Here is a 14,302-nt window from a genome sequence, read left to right on the forward strand (position 1 = left end):
CCCGGCGCGGCAGGCACAGTCCGGTACGGCACGGCCAACCCACCCACGACGGCCCGGCTGCATCCGTTTTGATGCATCAAAACTGATGCATCAACCCCGATCCAAGCCGCGCCACCGCGAGCGGCGCAATCGGGACCGACTCGGCGAGGGCCCGGCTCGACACGGACCGGCGCCCAGTGCCAACTCCGCACGTCCGGGTCGGACGCGACAATTACGCCCTCAGATTTGCCCAATCCGGGCAAATAGTCGCCGGCCTCGCGTGCCGCCCATGATCAAGGGAACTATGTGGTCGTCATGGCAGCCATATGTTTCCCTTGATCATGGGCGGCGGGTCCGTGATCACGGTTTGCGCAACGTGAGGCGAATGCCCGGGCCGCCGTTGGTCGTGGAGCCATGATCCATGGCGAGTTTTGGCTGCTATGACAGCCGGAAGTCGCCATGGATCATGGCGTCGGCCGGGGTGATCGCCAGGTTCGCGTGCAACGCGCAGCCTGCGCGCGGGTCGGTAGCAAACGTACGCGGGCGCCGGGTCGCGGGGTCTTGCCACGACGGCGGTGGCAGCGTCCGTGGCGCCGGGGCGAATGCACCGGCGCCACGAGCGCTGTCTGGCGGGAGCGACGGTCGTGCCTTGCACGGACCCGAGTCCCAAAGGACCGTCAGAGGCGTCTCGGGCCTTGATCCGGGCGGGTCGGTGACGTGGTGAAGATCGCGCTCGCGTGCAGGACCGCCAGGCCCACCGGGCGGGCCAGGACCGGGTTCAGGGACAGGGACGACAGCGTCGGCTGTTCGTCGACCAGGCGGCCGACGCGCAGCAGCAGGTCGGCCAGCGCGTCCAGGTCGACCGGGGCCGCGCCGCGGTAGCCGGTCAGCAGCGGGGCGGCTCGCGGGGCGCGGACCAGGGCGGCCGCGTCGCGGTCGGTCAGCGGGACCGGGCGCCAGGCCCGGTCGCCGAGCAGGTCGGCAGCTTCGCCGCCCAGGCCGAAGCCGACCACCGGGCCGAACGACGGGTCGTCGACCACCTCGACCACGCAGGCGACGCCCGGGGCGACCATCGGCTGGACCACCACCTCGACGCCGAGGCCGAAGAGGCGTTCCAGCTCCTGGTACGCCTCGTCGACCTGGGCCGGGGTCGACAGGTTGAGGCGGACCGCGCCCAGGTCGATCCGGTGGCGCCAGGGCTTCGTCGCCACCTTGAGGGCCACGGGGTGGCCGCACGCGGCGGCCGCCTCGGCGACCTGCGGGCCGGACGCCGCGCGGGACGGGACCACCGGGATGCCGTAGGCGGCCAGGAGCTCGTCGGCGTCCACATCGGACGTCGGGGCCAGGCGTTGGGCGATGGCGGTGCCGGCGGCGCTGTCGACGCCCGGTAACGGCGGGACGGTGCCGACCGGCTCGCGGCGCCAGGCCGCGTAGCGGGCGACGCGGCCGAGGGCGCGGACCGCCTCCTCGATGGCCGGGAACATCGGCAGGGCGGGCGGGTCGCCGTCGATGTAGGCGGGGGCGACGGTGAACGACGGGTCGGCGGGCATCACGACGGCCAGCGGGCGGGACGACTCCGCTGTCGACGTGCGCAGGAGTTCGGCGACGCCCAGCTTGTCGCCCTCGGCGAGGGCCGGTGCGTACGCGGCGACGACGGCGTCCACGGCCTCGTCCGCCAAGGCCTCGTGCACGGCCTGCACGAAGTCGACGTCGGAGACCGTCGGGCCGAGGTCGCGCGGGTAGCCGTCGGCGATGCGCAGGCCGGCGGCCGGGGCCTTGGCCACGGTGAGCACGCCGAGGGCGGCCGCGTTGGTGACCACGGCCACGCGGTCGCCGGGGGGCAGCGGCTGGCCGGCCACCAGCAGGCCCACGTCGAACAGTTCGGCGACCGTGTCGACCCGGATGACGCCCGAGTGGGCGAACAGCGCCGCCACGCCGCGGGCGTCGGGGCCGGTGGTCACCGCGTCGAGCGCGGGCGGGCGGACCGGACTGGCGACCGCGGCGACCGGCTTGCGGCGGGCCAGCTCCCGGGCGATGCGGGCGAACTTGCGCGGGTTGCCGAACGTCTCCAGGTACAGCAGGACGGCGTCGGTCTGCGGATCCTCCCGCCAGTACTGGAGGGCGTCGTTGCCGGACACGTCGGCCCGGTTGCCGGCCGAGATGAACGTCGACAGGCCGAGCCCGCGCCGGTCGGCCTCGGCGAGCAGCGCGGTGCCCAGCGCGGCCGACTGGCTGAAGAAGCCGACCCGGCCCTGCCGCGGCAGCAGCGGCGCGAGGGTGGCGTTCAGCCGGATGCCGGGGTCGGTGTTGGCGATGCCGAGGCAGTTCGGGCCGACGAGTCGCATGCCCTGGTCGCGGACCGCGCGCAGCAGGGCGGCCTGGGCCTGAGCGCCCTCCGGGCCCGACTCGGCGAAGCCGGCCGACACGACGACGAGCCCGTGGACGCCGGCGGCGGCGCAGTCCTCGATCACCGCCGGCACCGCGTCGGCGGGGACCGCGACGACGGCGAGGTCGGCGCCGCGCAGGGACCGCACGGCCGGGAGGCCGCCGATCGCCGGGGCGCTCGGATGGACCGGGATGATCTCGCCCGTGAACCCGGCGCCCTTGAGGTGGGCGAGCAGCGCGGCGCCGATGCCGGTGCCGTCGGAGCGGGCGCCGTACACGGCGACGGCGCGCGGGTTGAGCAGCCGGGCCAGCGAGCGGGCCTCGGCCTGCTGCTCGCGGGAGCGCTGGACCCGCATCGAGTCGGGCGTGGCCGCGATCGGGAACCACAGGTGCACGACGCCGTCGGCGAACTGGCGCTCGATGCGGAACCCGGCCGCCATGAACACCCGCAGCATGGCCTGGTTGATCGGGAGGACGTCCGCCTCGAACTCGGTGATGCCGACGGTGCCGGCGGCCGCCACGAGATGCTCGATGAGCACCGAGCCGATCCCACGGCCCTGGTGGGCGTCCTCGACGACGAACGCGACCTCGGCCTGGTGCGACTGCGCGCCGAGCCGCTCGTACCGCCCGACGGCGATCAGCTCCCCGGCGTGCTCCACGACGAACGCCTCGCGGTCGTGGTGGTCCACGTTGACGAAGCGGTCCAGGTCGCGCTGGGGGATCCGGGGGTACGCCGAGAAGTAGCGCATGTATCGCGTCCGCTCGGAGAAGCGGCCGTGCAGCGCGACGATGCGGTCGGCGTCGTCGGGCCGGATCGGTCGCAAGTGGACGGTGGTGCCGTCCGAGAGCAGGACGTCCGCGGCCCGGATCGGTGTTTCGTTCACGATCCCCATGCTGCCACCATCGGGGAGGTACGGTGTCGGTCATGATGCTGACCCCGGCGGAGGTGCAGGCCGTCCGGTTCCCCAAGGCGCCGTTCGGCAAGCGCGGCTACGACGAGGACGAGGTCGACGAGTTCCTCGACGTGGTCGCCCAGACCCTGATCGCGTTGCACGATGAGCTTGCCTCCCTCCGGGCGAGCGCCTCTCCGGACACGTCGTTCGGCACCTCGACGGCCGCCGAGAGCGCCATGCTGGCCGAGCTGGACCAGATCAAGCAGCGCCTGACCCGCATCGAGGCCGTCGTCCGCACCTGACCCCGGTCAGTCGCGCGGGTCGTGCGGGTCGAGGCCGAAGAACGGGAACGTCAGGCGGCGGGTGGCCATGATCGCGCGGTCGACCGCGTCGGGCGTGTCGCCGGGTACCCACGAGTCCCACGTCGCCGGGCTGCCGTCCGTCATCGTGGACGGGACCGTGTGGGACGGCCTCCGGGAGCGGGCCAGGGAGCGCCACTCGTCCGGGGTCGCGAGCTGCGGGTCCAGCGCGTCGCCGGTGACGACCGCCAGCAGGTGGGTCCAGGCCCGCGGCACGCACTCGACGAGCGCATACCCGCCGCCGCCGCTCGCCACCCACTTGCCGCCGGCGACCTCGGTCGCCAGGTCGCGCAGGGCTAAGTACGCGGCGCGCTGGCCGTCGACGGTCAGGCGGAGGTTCGCGAGGGGATCGTGGTGGTAGGTGTCGGCGCCGCACTGCGTGAACAGGAGCTGGGGGCGGAAGGCGCGCAGCACGCCGGGGACCACCGCGTGGAACGCCCGCAGCCAGCCCCGGTCGTCCGTGCCGGGCGGCAGGGCCACGTTGACGGCCGAGCCCTCCGCGCCCGGGCCGCCGGTCTCGTCCGGGAAGCCCGTGCCGGGGAAGAGCGTGCGGGGCGACTCGTGGAGGCTGACGGTGAGCACGCGGGGGTCGTCGTAGAAGATCTCCTGGACGCCGTCGCCGTGATGGACGTCGATGTCGACATACGCCACGCGCTCCGCGCCCAGGTCGAGCACCCGGCGGATGGCGACGGCCGGGTCGTTGTAAACGCAGAAGCCGGCCGCGCGGTCGCGCATCGCGTGGTGCAGCCCGCCGGAGATGCTCACGGCCCGGTCGGTCTCGCCGCGCCAGACCGCCTCGGCGGCGCGCAGGGTGGCGCCGGCGATCAGGGCGCTCGCCTCGTGCATGCCCACGAATGTGGGATTGTCCGCGGTGCCAAGGCCCATGATGCCGATCCGCCGGCCGGTCGACGCCGCCTTCACGACGGCGATGTAGTCGGGGTCGTGGACGGTCGCCAGAACGTCGTCGGTCGCCGGTGCGGGGCGCTGCACGGTGACGCCGGGCCGGTCGAGCACCCCGAGCGACCGGGCGAGGGCCATGGTCAGCTCGACCCGCACCGGGTCGAGGGGATGATCCCCCATGTCGTACCGCAGGAGCTCCTCATCCCACATCACAAGGGTGTTCACGACGAGTCCCCTTCGGCGACGGCACGGGCGGGATCCTGGATCCAGTGGCTCCACGAACCCACGTACAGCGCGGGGCGCTGCCCCTGCACCCAGAGGGCCAGCACGAGCTGCGCCGCGGTGACGCCTGATCCACAGTAGGCGCCGATCTGATCGCCGTCGATATGGAGCGGCTTGAGCAGACCGGCCGCGTCGACCGTCCCGGCGGCCGGCACGTTGACGGCCCCGGGAATGTGCCCGGCGACCGGGTCGACGGGCTCGATCTCGCCGCGGAAGCGCGCGGGAATGCGGGCATCCAGCAGCGTGTTGCGCCGATCAGCGGCGTCGGCCTCGGTCCAGACGGGCATGTGACCAGGATGTACCTCGAAATCCCCGGACTCCGAATCGACAACTTCCGTTGTGACAGGTTGTCCATCAGCCATCCACGCCGCGTAGCCACCGTCGAGCACGCGCACGTCCGAATGGCCGGCCCAGCGCAGCGTCCACCAGGCACGTGCCGCAGCGCCGGTAGGATTGGAGCCGCCTGCGTCGTACACCACCACCGGGTGGCCGGCGCGGACCCCCAATCTCCGCAGGGCTGCCTGCAGTTCCGCGGGGTCGGGCAGCGGATGGCGCCCACCGGCTCCTGGCTGCCCACAAAGGTCGGCGTCGAGATCGGCGAAGACCGCGCCAGGCAGGTGACCGGCCGCATAGGCGGCCTGGCCGTCCTTCGCAAGGGTCCAGCGCACATCGAGAAGAGTCGGCGGTTGGGATGACCGCACCAGCTCGGCGAGCACGGCAACGTCCAAGAGCGCCCGGTTGGCTGTCACGTTCCAATCTTGTCGTACGCAGCGGGTAGCATCGCGTACCGGGAGGGCAAGGGCAGTGAACGACCTGGTCGATACCACCGAGATGTACTTGAAGACGATCCTTGAGCTCGAAGAGGAGGGCGTCGTCCCGAAGCGGGCCAGGATCGCCGAGCGGCTGCACCAGAGCGGGCCGACCGTCAGCCAGACCGTGGCGCGCATGGAGCGTGACGGCCTGCTCACCGTCGAGGGCGACCGCCACCTGGCGCTGACCGACGAGGGCCGCGTCCACGCGGTCGCCGTCATGCGCAAGCACCGGCTCGCCGAGCTCTTACTGGTCAACGTGATCGGCCTCCCATATGAGGAGGCTCACGAAGAGGCGTGCCGCTGGGAGCACGTGATGAGCGACGCCGTCGAGCAGCGCGTCTACGAGCTGCTGGGCCGGCCGACCCGCTCGCCGTACGGGAACCCGATCCCCGGCCTGGAGGCCCTGCAGGGCAGCGGCACGACCGACGCGGTGACCGACCCGGAGCGCAACCTCGCGTTCCCGGGCCTGGCCGGCTCGGTCGTCGTGAGCCGCATCTGCGAGAGCGTCCAGACCGACGCCGACGTGCTGCGCCAGCTGCACACGGCGGGCATCGACCCGGGCGCGACGGTCACGGTGGCCCAGGAGCGCGACGGCGTCAGCATCGACCGCGAGGGCGAGCGCATCCGCCTGCCCCGCGAGGTCGCCTCGCGCGTGTTCGTCGCCGCCCACTGACGCCCCGGCCACCTGCGATGCCTTCGCCGGACGAGCCCGGGTGCGCGGCCGCGCCCGGCTGCTCGGTTCAGGACGTGGTCGACCGGGTCGCCGGCAAGTGGAGCGTGTGCATTCTCGTGGCCGCCGCCGACGGCCCGATCCGGTTCACGGAGCTGGAGCGGGCCATCGCGGGCATCAGCCGGCGCATGCTGACGCTGACGCTGCGCAATCTGGAGCGGGACGGCCTGCTGGTTCGGACGGTGTACCCGACGGTGCCTCCCCGGGTCGAGTACGCCGTCACCCCCATGGCGCTGGAGCTCCACGCCGCGCTGGTGACGTTGACGACCTGGGCCGAGCGGCATCGGGGGGATGTGGCAGCGGCCCGGCAGCGGTACGACGCCCGGTCCGACTGACGCGCGTCGCTTGCGCTTGTTGCGGTGTGGAGGTCGTTCCCTCGACTCGGCGTGCGTGTCGCTTGCATTCCGTGGGGCCGCTGGCGCGCCGTCGTTCCAGGACCCCTGGGCCTCTGCTGCGGTGTGAACGGCAGACGACGCTCGGCCGATGGTGGCGCCGGCCTTCGGCATGGCGCTTTACCGAATAGCGTGGTCACCCTCGGGGGTGGTCGAGGTGGCGTCCCGGCCTTCCCGCGGCCGCGCTTCGCGCCGGCCGTAGCGTTGCGGGCCGTCCGGGTCGTCGGCCGGTGGTCCAGGCCGTCCCGTGGCCGCGGGGTACGTGCCGGTTGGGGTCCGTGCGGCCGCTGGCGCGTCGCTCGCCGTGCCACGGGCGCTGGGCTGCCTCTGCCACGAGCACCGTCCCGCCCGGCCTCCGCCTGTCCCAGCTACCGCCCGGCCGTCGGCCCGCATGATCGCGGAAGTTTCTGTCCTCATACGAACCACGAGCTTCCGCGATCATGAACGCGCCCGCGCAGCGACGGGACTCGGTCGTGGTGAAAAAGCCCATTAGCGGGCCAGCAGGCGGTACTGCTCGATCGGGAAACCGCCGCCGGGGCGGACGACCTGCATGGCCACGTGGTCGGCGCCCGCCGCGTAGTACTCGTCGACGCGTGTTCTGACCCGGTCGGGGTCGCCCCAGTGGTAGAGCGCGTCGACGAGGCGGTCGCTGCCGCCGGCGGTGAGATCGTCGTCCGTGAAGCCGAAGCGCAGGAAGTTGGCGGTGTAGTTGGTCATCGCCAGGTAGGGCGCGAGGTGGGCACGGGCGGCGGTGCGGGCCGTCGACGGGTCGGTCTCGACGACGACGTTGACCTCGGGTGCGAGCAGCGGGCCGGGGCCGAGCGCGGCGCGGGCGGCGGCGGTGTGCTCGACCGGCACCATGTACGGGTGCGCGCCCGCCGCCCGGGAGGCCGAGAGGTGCAGCATGCGGGGGCCGAGCGCCGCCAGCACCCGCCGCTCGCGCGGGACCGGGTCGGGGGCGAGGTCGAGCAGGTCGAGGAAGTCGACCATGGCCGAATAGGGGCGGTGGTACTGGCTGACGAGCTGAGCGTGGCTGACCCCGAGCCCGAGCACGAACCGGCCCGGGTGGTCGCGCTCGACGTCGGCGTACGCGGCGCCGACGGCCGACGGCTGGTGCTGCCAGATGTTCAGGATGCCGGTCGCGACGACCATGCGGGAGGTGGCCTCGAGCACCGGCACCGCGTGCTCGACGCCGGGGCTGCTGCCGAGCCACAGCGCGCCGTAGCCGAGCGACTCGAGCTCCGTCGCCTCCTCGCGCTGCTGCTCCGTCAGGCCGGTCGTACGCAGCTCGCGGCCCCAGATGCCGAGCCGCCCGATGCGATCGCGAAGCGTCATGCCCCCGAGGTTAGTCAGAGGCTGCTGAGGTCGATCAGTTTCGCCAGTTCGACCACCTTCGGGATCGCCTCAGAAGCCTTCTCATCAGGTGTACCGGGGGCAAAGCGCAGCGAGAGCTCGATGATGCGCTTGTTGCCGGCGAGCCAGCCGACCTCGACGCCGGGTCCGGCCGAGGCGGCCGCCGGGGTGGGCATCTGGTACCCGACGACGCCCAGGCCAGGGACGGGTGTGGCGTCCTTCGGCTGGACCATCGAGGCGAACACGTCGGCGCCGATCGTCGTCGCGCTCACCGACAGCACCAGGTCGGGGTAGCTCGCGCCGGACGCCTGCAGCACGCAGGTGAACGTGTTGTCCTGGGTCGCCGACGCGGCCACGCTCAGGTCGAGGCCGAGCTTGGCGTTGACCATCGCGAAGTCGAGCAGCTGGCACGCGCCGCCGGACGCGGCCGCCGGCGCCGTCGAGCGCTCGGCGGGCGGCTGAGCGCCGGCACCGCCGTCGCAGCCGGCCGTGGTCGCGACGAGCAGCGCGCAGAACGCGGCCACCAAAACCCTACGCACAGCGGCTCACCGTAGTGCAAACCGACCTATGCGGGAAGGCGTGCGGCGATGTACTTGGCGATCTCCAGTGAGCTCGTCGCCGCCGGGGACGGGGCGTTGAGGACGTGAACCTGCCGCCCGCCGTCCTCCTCGACGATGAGGAAGTCGTCGACCAGGTCACCCTTCGGGGTGATCGCCTGCGCGCGGACGCCGGCCGCGGCCGGCACCAGGTCCGCGGCGGTCACCGCGGGGACCAGCCGGGCCAGGCTGTCGGCGAACCGCCGCTTGGACAGCGAGCGACGGACCTCCGTGATCCCGTACCGCAGGTGCCGCCGGGCGAGCGCCCACAGCCCGGAGTAGCCGACGGCATCGGCGACGTCCCGCGGCCGGATGCGGCCCCAGGTGTAGCCCTCGCGGGCCATGGCGAGCACCGCGTTCGGCCCGGCGTGGACGCTGCCGTCGACCATCCGGGTGAGGTGCACGCCGAGGAACGGGAACTGCGGGTCGGGCACCGGGTAGATCAGGCCGTTGACCAGGTGGCGGCGGTCCTCGCGGAGCTCGTAGTACTCGCCGCGGAACGGGATGATGCGGGCCGGCGGGCGGATGCCGGCCATCCGGGCGACCCGGTCGGCGTGCAGGCCGGCGCAGTTGACCAGCCGGTCGGCGACGATGTCACCGGCGGTGGTCCGCACCACGATCTCCCGGTCCGAGCTGCGGATGCCGGTCACCCGGGCGCCGGTGCGCAGCGTGGCGCCGGCCTTCTCCAGGAGCGCGGCGAGTGTGACGCACACCGCACCGAAGTCGGCGATGCCGGTCGAGGCGACGTGGATGCCCTCGACGCAGGCGACCTCCGGCTCGTACTCCCGGGCCTCCTCCGGGCCGACCAGCCGGACCGGCAGCCCGTTGGCCCGGGCCCGCTCGTGCAGCGCGTGCAGGCGGGGCAGCTCGGCCGGGTCGGTCGCGACGATCAGCTTGCCGGTGACGCGGTACGAAATGTCGTGCTCCTGACAGAACGCGACCATCGACGCGCTGCCGGCCTTGCACAGCGTCGCCTTGAGGCTGCCGGGCTTGTAGTAGACCCCGGCGTGGATGACGCCCGAATTGTGGCCGGTCTGGTGCGCTCCCCAGGCCTGTTCCTTCTCGACGACCGTGACCTGCGCATCCGGGTGATCCTGGGTCAGGCGGTGCGCGGTGGCCAGCCCGACGATGCCGCCTCCGATGACCACGTACCGCACGTGGGCTCCTTCGGGTCAAAGGGTCGCAGGCCTGCATGCTAGCGTGACCGACCGTGGGTGAGCCCGAGACGATCACCGGCGAGCCCGTGGACGACGTGGCCGCCGCGCCGCCGCCAGCACGACCGTGGCGGGCCTGGGCGATCAAGGCGATCCGCGTGCTCGCGGCGCTCGGCATCGTCTACTTCATCGTCGCGACCACGGTGGACCAGTGGTCGGACGTGCAGGAGACGTTCCGCCAGCTGTCCTGGCCGTCGCTGATCGCGTCATTGGCCGCGGCCGTCGCGTCCCTGTGGGCGACGATGATGGCCTGGCGCGCGATGGTCGGCAACCTCGACCATCCGCTGCGCGTCCGGGACGCGGCGCCGATCATGCTGGTCGGCTCGCTCGGCAAGTACCTGCCGGGCACCGTCTGGGCGTATGTCGTGCAGATGGAGCTCGGTCGCCGGGCCGGCGTCTCCCGGGCCAAGGTCTTCATCGGCTCGGTGCTCGTGAGCGGCATCGGCGTCACCTGCGGCCTGATCCTCACCGCGCCCGGCTTCGGCGTGGCGTTCGACGGCGCCGCCAACTCGGAGCACCGCACGTTCGCCGCGATCGCGGTCTGGTCGGCGGTCGTCCTGCTGCCGTTCGCGCTGGTCTGCTGCTACCCGCCGGTACTCACCTGGGTGGTCAACAAGGCGATGCGGCTGCTGCGCCGCGCGCCGCTCGACCGCCCGATCGGCTGGCGCCCGATCGTGGAGAGCCTGCTGTGGTGCACGGTCGGCTACATCGCCGCCGGTGTGCACGTCTGGCTGCTCATGCGGGCCGACCTGCCCGGGTTCCACGGCCTGGTCGGCGGCGTGTTCGCGATGGCGCTCGCGCTGAGCATCAGCACGTTCGTCATCATCGCCCCGTCGGGGCTGGGCGCCCGCGAGTTCCTGATGGCGATCGCGCTGACCGGCCTGGGCCTGAGCTGGCCGACGGCGTGGGCGCTGACGCTGGTCTCGCGCCTGCTGTTCACGATCGCCGACGTGGCGGCGGCGGGCGTGTCCGCGGCGGTCGGCCTGCGCCGCATCCGCCATTCCGCTCCCCCGCCGCCGGTGCCCGTCGACACGCCCTGACCGCCACTTTCGTACGGGCGTGTGTGCTCAGCGCGGGGGCGACGACAGGAACTGCTCGAACGTGATCGTGCCGGCGGCGCTGGCCGGGGCCAGGTGGCCGCCCGAGCGGTAGGCGCGGAAGATCTTGCCCGGCAGCCGTACCGGGAGGAGCGGGCGCCGGCGGCCGGCGCTCCTGAGGTACACCTGGAAAAGCTCTCGAGCGCTGCGGACCTCGGGGCCCGCGAAGTCCTCCAGCTCGACCCGCCGGCCGCCCTCGGCGATCTCGGCCAGGCGGCGGGCGACCTCGCTGGTGTCGACCGGCTGGATGTCGAACACCGGGTACAGGCCGACGGGGGCCGCCGTCAGGCCGCGGGCCAGCGTCCGGACCAGGTTGTGGAACTGGGTGGCCCGCAGGATCGAACCGCCGCGCTCGCGGATGCGCTGTTCGATGCGGTACTTGCTGCGGTAGTACGGCAGCGGGACGCGGTCGACGCCGACGATCGAGACGTAGATCAGGTGCTGGTCGTCGCGAACGTGGCGCAGCAGGTTGGCGGTGGCGGCATCGTCGTGGCGGCCGTCGGTGGCGGCGTGGATGATCACGTCGGCGCCGTCCACCGCGTCGGCGATGCCGGCGCCCGTGAGCAGGTCGCCGTGGACGAAGCCGGGGGCCGAGCGGCTCAGGCCGCGCACCTCGTGACCGCGCTCGCGGAGCGTGGTGACGACGTCTCGGCCGAGGGTGCCGGTGGCACCGGTGACTAGCAGCATCATGCATCCGAGGACGGGACAGCCGGCGAAATGTGACGAGCTGTGTCCAGCGTCTCATCCCGCGGCAGGCCGGGGAAGTGCGCCACGGTCCCCAGGAGCGCGCGGCCGGCGCGGCGGCACCTCGCCGGGGTCGAGGTGGTCGCGGGGGTTCGCTGACGCAATCCTTACATCGGGGCGCGGGTTGTGCTTACCCGCGGCCCGCAGCATGGCCGCCATGAGACGAACGCTCGCCATCGCGCTCACCGCGCTCGTGCTGTTCGCCGGCGGCTGCGACCGCGCCCGGCGGGCCGCTCCCGCGCCCAACCCTGCGTCGACCACAGCACCCGCCGCCGCACCGTCCGCCGGCGCGACCGGGGTGGACGACCTCCTTCGCGAGGTCGACCAGCAGATCGACGACGATGCCCGGCCGGCCGAAGATGAGGATTGAGATGTACCGCATGCTGCGCACCACGGCGGCCCTGCTCGCCGCCCTCGCCGTCACCCTGGTGGCCGCCGCTCCGGCGTCGGCCGCGCCCTCCGCCCGGCCGAGTGCCGGCGCCGGTCTTGATGCCGCCAAGCGCGCCGTCGCCGACCGGATCGACAAGCGCCTCGAGGCGCTGGACCGCTTCACCGCCACGATCGGCAAGGCGAAGCACCTCGACGCCGGTCACCGCGACACGCTCACGAAGCTGATCACGGACAGCCGCTCCGGGCTGACCGCGCTGAAGACCAAGGTCGCCGGCGAGACGACCGCCGCGGCGGTCAAGGCCGACGCGCAGAGCATGGTCGACGACTACCGCGTGTTCATGCTGACCGGCCCGAAGGTCCGGTTGTCGATCGCGATCGACACCGAGCTGGCCGCCGTCGAGCTGCTGCGCAATAAGCCCGGCGCCGACCAGGCGAAGCTGGACGCGGTGGCGCAGTCGCTCGCCGGCAAGGTGGACGCGCTGCTGGCGATCCAGCCCGGCCCGGACGGCGCCGCGATCCGCAACTCCGTCCAGCCGATCCGTGCCGCGGCCAAGTCCGCGCGCACGACCCTCAAGTCCCTTCGTTAGCTCCAGGCGTTGGCCAGCCGGTCGAGCTCCTCGCGGTACTCGATCCGCTCGAACCACTCGGCCGGCCAGGCCTCGGCGCCGTGCACGGCCCCGGCGAACCCCCCGGCCAGGGACGCGATCGAGTCGGAGTCGCCGGACGAGGCGGCCCCCCGGGCGATCGCGCCCACCGGGTCGTCGGGGAACACGAGCACGCAGAACAGCGCGGTGGCGAGTGCCTCCTCGGCGACCCACCCGGCGCCGCCGGCCGTGCAGGGGTCGGCGTCGGGCCCGACGTACCGCACCGCCTCCTCCAGCCCGTCGAGCGCCGCGTGGCACTCGTCCCATCCGCGCTCGATGAAGGCCTCCGGCGACTCGACCATCGGCTGCCGCCAGAGGTGGTCGCCGAGCCATTCCCCTCGGTACACCTGACGCTGTTCACGACACCGCTGCCGCAGCGCCTCGGGCAGCTCGGCAACGGCCACCCCGTCGAGCAGCCAGCGCACGGCGAAGGCCGACAGCTCGGACGCCGTGAGCCCGGTGGGGTGCCCGTGCGTGAGGGCGGCCTGCAACTGCGCGGCCCCGGCCCGCTCGTCGTCGGTCAGCCCCGGCGCGATCCCCATCGGCGCGACCCGCATGTTGGCCCCGCACCCTTTGGATCCGGCGATCGTCGCCTCCCACCAGGGCTTCCCGCCGGCCATCGAGGCACAGGCGGCCATGCAGGTGTTGCCGGGCGCCCGGTTGTTGTCCGGGCTCTGCCACCACTGCAGGAACCGCCCCCGGATGCGAGACTCGAGCCGCTCCGCACTGAGCGGCGGCTCCTCAAGCGCACTGACCAGCCCATCACCGACGGCGAGCGTCATCTGCGTATCGTCGGTGACCAACGCCTTGGACGGCAGCTCCCGCGGCCCCCGGACCCCGTGCTGCCGCACGATCGCGTCGTACGACAGAAACTCGGTGGGATACCCGAGCGCGTCCCCGAACGCCAGCCCGAAGACGGCCCCTCTCACCTTCGACACCATCGCCTCCAACGACCACCATGTGTGTCGGAAGCCTAGCGACCCCGCGCCTGCCGGGGGCCCACCGCAACGGCCGGCCGCACCATGCGGCGCACTCACGACATCCACGCCGCACTACGACGGCCACCGCACCACCGCTCCGGTCGACCGCCGAACCCTGCTCGACCGGCCCACGCCGCCGTGCCACGCCGGCCCACCGCGCGTTCGGTCGATCGACCGACCAAAGAAAGGCGGTTGGCTTCGGTCGGTCGACCGACCAAGGAAGGCGCCCGCACTCAGTCGGTCGGTCGACCGACCGACCGACCGAAGGGAGCGCTTGCGCTCGGTCGGTCGACCGACCAAAGCAAAGGCTTGCGCTCGGTCAGTCGACCGACCGAAGGGAAGCGCTTGCGCTCGGTCAGTCGACCGACCGAAGGGAGCGTTTGCGCTCGGTCGGTCGACTGACCGAAGGGAGCGTTTGCGCTCGGTCGGTCGACTGACCGAAGGAAAGGGCTTGCATTCGGTCGGTCGACCGACCGGACGCGCTCCGCCCAGAGCCACGAGCCCGCCACCCGAGCCCGCCACCCGAGCCCGCCACCCGAGCCCGCCACCCGA

14 protein-coding genes are annotated in these 14,302 nt (G+C 72.8%); 6 read left to right on the forward strand and 8 right to left on the reverse strand.

Annotated features, from left to right (window positions below; translation table 11 throughout):
* Positions 1–656 precede the first annotated feature (656 nt).
* Positions 657–3,257 carry a GNAT family N-acetyltransferase gene (locus tag ABZS66_RS40795; RefSeq protein WP_354767478.1) on the reverse strand — a complete coding sequence of 867 codons (2,601 nt, stop codon included), beginning with the start codon at positions 3,255–3,257 and terminating at the stop codon, positions 657–659.
* Between the two features lie 32 nt (positions 3,258–3,289).
* Here ABZS66_RS40795 and ABZS66_RS40800 point away from each other — a divergent pair, with 32 nt between their 5' ends.
* On the forward strand, positions 3,290–3,559 hold the full coding sequence (locus ABZS66_RS40800; RefSeq protein WP_354767480.1) for a DivIVA domain-containing protein: 270 nt from the start codon (positions 3,290–3,292) through the stop codon (positions 3,557–3,559).
* 6 nt (positions 3,560–3,565) lie between these two features.
* On the opposite strand, the gene ABZS66_RS40805 is transcribed toward ABZS66_RS40800, so the two are convergent.
* Both ABZS66_RS40805 and ABZS66_RS40810 read right to left on the reverse strand, forming a co-directional pair.
* A complete protein-coding gene (locus ABZS66_RS40805) occupies positions 3,566–4,726 on the reverse strand; it encodes an acetoin utilization protein AcuC (protein WP_354767501.1) in 1,161 nt (386 codons plus the stop codon).
* An 11-nt stretch (positions 4,727–4,737) separates the two neighbouring features.
* Positions 4,738–5,526, reverse strand: coding sequence for a sulfurtransferase (locus ABZS66_RS40810; protein WP_354767503.1), 789 nt, complete (start codon positions 5,524–5,526; stop codon positions 4,738–4,740).
* A gap of 76 nt (positions 5,527–5,602) precedes the next feature.
* On the opposite strand from ABZS66_RS40810, the gene ABZS66_RS40815 reads away from it, so the two are divergent.
* Entirely contained in the window at positions 5,603–6,283 is a 681-nt protein-coding gene (locus ABZS66_RS40815; RefSeq protein ID WP_354767481.1) for a metal-dependent transcriptional regulator, read from the forward strand.
* A 17-nt stretch (positions 6,284–6,300) separates the two neighbouring features.
* On the forward strand, positions 6,301–6,675 hold the full coding sequence (locus ABZS66_RS40820; RefSeq protein ID WP_354767483.1) for a helix-turn-helix domain-containing protein: 375 nt from the start codon (positions 6,301–6,303) through the stop codon (positions 6,673–6,675).
* A gap of 546 nt (positions 6,676–7,221) precedes the next feature.
* Here ABZS66_RS40820 and ABZS66_RS40825 read toward each other — a convergent pair.
* The 3 genes from ABZS66_RS40825 to lhgO are packed head-to-tail and all read right to left on the reverse strand — an operon-like array spanning position 7,222 to position 9,838.
* Complete coding sequence (locus tag ABZS66_RS40825) at positions 7,222–8,067, reverse strand: LLM class F420-dependent oxidoreductase (protein ID WP_354767485.1); 846 nt, start codon at positions 8,065–8,067, stop codon at positions 7,222–7,224.
* A 14-nt stretch (positions 8,068–8,081) separates the two neighbouring features.
* The gene (locus tag ABZS66_RS40830) at positions 8,082–8,624 is read right to left on the reverse strand and encodes a hypothetical protein (RefSeq protein WP_354767487.1); all 543 of its coding nucleotides are present in this window, start codon (positions 8,622–8,624) and stop codon (positions 8,082–8,084) included.
* Positions 8,625–8,650: 26 nt separating this feature from the next.
* The gene (gene lhgO, locus ABZS66_RS40835) at positions 8,651–9,838 is read right to left on the reverse strand and encodes an L-2-hydroxyglutarate oxidase (RefSeq protein ID WP_354767489.1); all 1,188 of its coding nucleotides are present in this window, start codon (positions 9,836–9,838) and stop codon (positions 8,651–8,653) included.
* A 53-nt stretch (positions 9,839–9,891) separates the two neighbouring features.
* Between lhgO and ABZS66_RS40840 the strand changes: the two genes are divergently transcribed.
* Positions 9,892–10,935 carry a lysylphosphatidylglycerol synthase transmembrane domain-containing protein gene (locus ABZS66_RS40840; protein WP_354767491.1) on the forward strand — a complete coding sequence of 348 codons (1,044 nt, stop codon included), beginning with the start codon at positions 9,892–9,894 and terminating at the stop codon, positions 10,933–10,935.
* Positions 10,936–10,962: 27 nt separating this feature from the next.
* Here the strand turns inward: ABZS66_RS40840 and ABZS66_RS40845 are convergent, their stop codons facing one another.
* The gene (locus ABZS66_RS40845; protein WP_354767493.1) at positions 10,963–11,682 is read right to left on the reverse strand and encodes an NAD(P)H-binding protein; all 720 of its coding nucleotides are present in this window, start codon (positions 11,680–11,682) and stop codon (positions 10,963–10,965) included.
* A gap of 211 nt (positions 11,683–11,893) precedes the next feature.
* Here ABZS66_RS40845 and ABZS66_RS40850 point away from each other — a divergent pair, with 211 nt between their 5' ends.
* Positions 11,894–12,106 carry a hypothetical protein gene (locus ABZS66_RS40850; RefSeq protein WP_354767495.1) on the forward strand — a complete coding sequence of 71 codons (213 nt, stop codon included), beginning with the start codon at positions 11,894–11,896 and terminating at the stop codon, positions 12,104–12,106.
* A gap of 10 nt (positions 12,107–12,116) precedes the next feature.
* On the forward strand, positions 12,117–12,713 hold the full coding sequence (locus ABZS66_RS40855; protein WP_354767497.1) for a hypothetical protein: 597 nt from the start codon (positions 12,117–12,119) through the stop codon (positions 12,711–12,713).
* Here ABZS66_RS40855 and ABZS66_RS40860 read toward each other — a convergent pair.
* Complete coding sequence (locus ABZS66_RS40860) at positions 12,710–13,711, reverse strand: ADP-ribosylglycohydrolase family protein (RefSeq protein ID WP_354767499.1); 1,002 nt, start codon at positions 13,709–13,711, stop codon at positions 12,710–12,712. The genes ABZS66_RS40855 and ABZS66_RS40860 overlap by 4 nt on opposite strands.
* Between the last annotated feature and the right edge of the window lie 591 nt (positions 13,712–14,302).

The sequence above is a fragment of the Dactylosporangium sp. NPDC005572 genome (assembly GCF_040605515.1).
Taxonomy (GTDB): domain Bacteria; phylum Actinomycetota; class Actinomycetes; order Mycobacteriales; family Micromonosporaceae; genus Dactylosporangium.

Excerpts from the sequence above, each read along its gene's own strand:
- ABZS66_RS40850 (WP_354767495.1), top strand. The coding sequence starts at position 11,894 with ATGAGACGAACGCTCGCCATCGCGCTCACCGCGCTCGTGCTGTTCGCC.
- ABZS66_RS40805 (WP_354767501.1), bottom strand. The coding sequence starts at position 4,726 with ATGTGGGATGAGGAGCTCCTGCGGTACGACATGGGGGATCATCCCCTC.
- ABZS66_RS40855 (WP_354767497.1), top strand. The coding sequence starts at position 12,117 with ATGCTGCGCACCACGGCGGCCCTGCTCGCCGCCCTCGCCGTCACCCTG.
- ABZS66_RS40825 (WP_354767485.1), bottom strand. The coding sequence starts at position 8,067 with ATGACGCTTCGCGATCGCATCGGGCGGCTCGGCATCTGGGGCCGCGAG.
- ABZS66_RS40860 (WP_354767499.1), bottom strand. The coding sequence starts at position 13,711 with ATGGTGTCGAAGGTGAGAGGGGCCGTCTTCGGGCTGGCGTTCGGGGAC.
- ABZS66_RS40800 (WP_354767480.1), top strand. The coding sequence starts at position 3,290 with ATGATGCTGACCCCGGCGGAGGTGCAGGCCGTCCGGTTCCCCAAGGCG.
- ABZS66_RS40845 (WP_354767493.1), bottom strand. The coding sequence starts at position 11,682 with ATGATGCTGCTAGTCACCGGTGCCACCGGCACCCTCGGCCGAGACGTC.
- ABZS66_RS40820 (WP_354767483.1), top strand. The coding sequence starts at position 6,301 with ATGCCTTCGCCGGACGAGCCCGGGTGCGCGGCCGCGCCCGGCTGCTCG.
- ABZS66_RS40795 (WP_354767478.1), bottom strand. The coding sequence starts at position 3,257 with ATGGGGATCGTGAACGAAACACCGATCCGGGCCGCGGACGTCCTGCTC.